This is a genomic window from Bacteroides sp. UBA939 (genome assembly GCF_002293435.1).
Taxonomy (GTDB): domain Bacteria; phylum Bacteroidota; class Bacteroidia; order Bacteroidales; family Bacteroidaceae; genus Bacteroides.
This window is the reverse complement of record NZ_DBDF01000109.1, coordinates 1-3,632: the sequence shown is the minus strand read 5'-3', so window position 1 is coordinate 3,632 and position 3,632 is coordinate 1. Positions and strand designations below refer to the sequence as shown.

The following is a 3,632-nucleotide window of genomic DNA, read 5'->3' as shown; positions in this document are numbered from 1 at the left end:
ATTGCGCAGCAACCGGATTGAGATTCCGGTTCGCTATATTATCATTCATAGTATAAACTAATTATGAACAGCTACTCACTTAAGACTTATTACATTGGGGGATGGATATCTCGGCTATACCCGATAGCGGTTAAGACATTCATGAATTTATCGCTTAATCACCTCAATAACAACAAATACTTGCCCGTGATTTCTGCCTTTTCACTATTCTCTTTCAGAAAAGCGTCTTTAAGTTCGGGCTCATTCTCTAAGAGGAGCAACATTTTATCTTTCCCTACGAACTCTACTTTCCCGGTTTCGGGATTCAATTCATAATAAACACGGGCATTCACCAATCCCGACGCAGCGATAGCCGTACCGACGTCGCCACCTAATTTCGTAGCATCAACAGGTTGTGTAGTACTTGCCGCCACAGAGCCTACAGGTTGTGCACTAAAATAAATCTTCCCTTGAACCCACATGGCAGGAGCATACCAGCCTCCAAAACGAAAACGTTTATATTTTACTTTCTTACAGTTCACATAGAGTGCAGAGTCCGACCTGACTGCATAGCAACGGGACTTCAGATACCGGTTAAGTCCCGAATTATCTTCAACCGACACACGATAATCGGCACCGCCCATCAATAAAATCTGGTTTTTCGAGCGTTTTTCAATCTTCATAGCAGAAAGCGTGTCGCCACTCTCTTCTACTAACTCTTTCAGATTGGCATAGATGATTTGCTGGGCGCTTCCTTCCAAAGCGACCATCATTCCCAGTATGCCTAATATCCACCATCTTTTCATATCTAAAATCTTTTCTATCCAAATGCTCTTACCAAAGCTAAAATTACACTATTTATCCAAAATGAACAAATATTTAAAGGAAAAACTCCATTTCAGTGCTAATATTTAGCAAGTGCTAAAAAATAACTTGTGACAGCTTTCGAAGAAAGAAGAGTGTTCTACCTCATCAAATCATCTTAGTAAGCGTAAAAAAACAAGTTGAGACAGTTTTTGATGAAAGAAAGGGATTGCATCTCATCAGTGCCGTCTTAATCTGTACCAAGTTATTTTTTAATCATTACTTTATGTGTACCAAGTTGATTTTTAAGTATTACTTAGCCTGCATTATTCATACTGTAACTAAAGGGGTTATCACTTTGTTAGGAGTTAAGGAGTTAAAGCCGATACTCCGTGAATCGTATAACAATACTATCGGCTTTAACTCCTATACCAACATGTTGGCTGATAACTCCTTTAACTACTCAAACTCCTGAAGCATGAATAATTCAGGTTAGTGCATGTTTCCCGGAAGTAACACCCCGCTATTTGACCTTTCTTCTTTAGTATATGACGATATGATATTTCATCATTCACTATGACTGATACGTTTTTTGTCATGTACCGAACCTTGCTCTAAAGAAAAAAACAGTTTCTTTTATCCAACAGGTACTAAATACGAATGATTTTATGTAAGTTTGCCCCACAAATATAACAGCAAAGAATAAAGAATAAAAGAACATGGATACTGTCAACGATATAACCACCATCTACCGGCAACGGGCAAAGGAAGGATATCAACAACTAAATAAAGCAAAAAGTAAAATCTACCGGATAGGAACGCTACGGCTGTTGCTTTTCATTGCAGGAATTACGGGAATTATCTATTTCTGGTCGGCCAACCGGGAAGTATTGGCAGTAGTTATCGCCGCCACACTCCTACCATTCATCCTACTGATAAAGTACCATAACCGGTTGTTCTACCGGAAAGAGTACCTGGAGAAGGAAATAGAAGTCAATGAACAGGAACTTGCGGCGCTCAACTATGATACCAGCGCGTTTGAAGATGGTACGGAATTCACAAATCCAACGCATTTGTATAGCTACGACCTGGATATTTTTGGCCCTTATTCCTTATTTCAATATATCAACCGGACTTGCACGCAACTTGGAAAGAATCTGTTGGCAAACTGGCTGGGCACACATCTGGAAAAGAAAACAGAAATCGAAGAGCGACAACGAGCGGTTCAGGAATTAACTCCGGAGTTGACCTTCAGGCAAGAGTTTCGTATTACCGGATTACTCCACAAATGGAAAGCAGCTGATGAAGAAGAACTGAAAACATGGGCAAAAAGTCCAAGCATATATCGCAAACGGGTGATATTAAGGGCACTACCGTTATTCACAGGAGCCACAAACGTCATCTGTATCGCGCTTGCCATTGCAGGTATCATTCCGGCCAATGTATGCGGTATTGTTTGGATAAGTTTTGCCACGCTCAGCTTCGGCTTTACGAGTAGAATCACCAAAATGCAGGCAGTTTACGGAAAGAAATTGCAGATACTGGCAACCTATGCCAACCTGCTCAGGCTCATAGAAAAACAACCTATGAAAAGCCAGGTATTGGTTGAAGTTAAAAAGTGGATAGGTGGAGAAAAACAAACAGCCTCCCACTCCATACAGCGCCTGAGTAAACTGATGAATGAACTCGACCAGCGGAATAATGTATTCATGTATGTCATTCTCAACGGCCTTTTCTTCTGGGAGATTCGCCAGATTATTCGCATCGAAAAATGGAAAGAACAATATGCCTCCCAACTGCCTCGTTGGCTGACAGCCATTGCCCATATAGACGCCTTGTGTTCACTGGCAACTTTTGCCTATAACCATCCGGAATATTCTTATCCCAGCATCGACGAACGTCCTTTTCATCTGCAAGCCACATCAATGGGGCATCCGCTGATGAATCGTGACAAATGTGTACGCAATGATATTGATATAGCAAAACGGCCTTTCTTTCTCATCATCACCGGCGCCAATATGGCGGGAAAGAGTACTTATCTACGCACTATCGGTGTTAATTACCTGCTTGCTTGTATCGGTGCGCCGGTCTGTGCCCGGCAGATGAAGCTATACCCTGCCCGTCTCATCACAAGTCTACGCACCAGCGATTCACTGAACGATAACGAATCCTATTTCTTTGCCGAACTCAAACGGCTGAAACTTATCATTGATAAACTACAATCCGGCGAGGAACTATTCATCATCCTCGATGAAATACTGAAAGGTACAAATTCTACGGACAAACAGAAAGGTTCTCTTGCACTCATCAAACAATTCATGATTTTACAGACCAATGGTATCATTGCTACCCATGATTTAATGCTCGGTACTCTTGCCGACATGTTCCCTGATAATATCCGCAATTATCGTTTCGAAGCCGACATCACTGATGATGAACTCACCTTCTCCTATTGCCTGCGCAAAGGTATTGCCCAGAATATGAATGCTTGTTTCTTGATGAAAAAGATGGGGATAGCTGTCACCGATTAAGCCGTCACAGACTAATACTCAATTTTCTTTTTTAGAAAAGCCACTAACCACTAACCTGCATTATTCATACTGTAGACTAAAGCATTGAAATTCATTAATTAACTCTTCCCAGGCAGACGTTTAATAATATTGACGCCTATACAACATCTTCTGGAGTATGCTTTAGAGAAATATACAATACGATTTATTCGCAACATCGTGATATAACTGTCGTAAGCACACGCTGTATGCCCTAAAGGATGCATAAGTTATGGAGCGTCTGCCCTGTAACCAACCCTAATCCCTAAAGCCTGAGTAGGGCTCACCCGCAAATCATTG

General features: G+C 41.3%; 2 protein-coding genes. One reads left to right on the top strand and one right to left on the bottom strand.

Going from position 1 to position 3,632, the window contains the following annotated elements; genetic code table 11:
• Positions 1 to 158 precede the first annotated feature (158 nt).
• Positions 159 to 785 carry a DUF6563 family protein gene (locus B2Z67_RS07450; RefSeq protein ID WP_291529190.1) on the bottom strand — a complete coding sequence of 209 codons (627 nt, stop codon included), beginning with the start codon at positions 783 to 785 and terminating at the stop codon, positions 159 to 161.
• A 717-nt stretch (positions 786 to 1,502) separates the two neighbouring features.
• Here B2Z67_RS07450 and B2Z67_RS07445 point away from each other — a divergent pair.
• Positions 1,503 to 3,314, top strand: a complete 1,812-nt coding sequence (locus B2Z67_RS07445; RefSeq protein WP_291529189.1) for a MutS family DNA mismatch repair protein — start codon at positions 1,503 to 1,505, stop codon at positions 3,312 to 3,314.
• Positions 3,315 to 3,632 lie beyond the last annotated feature (318 nt).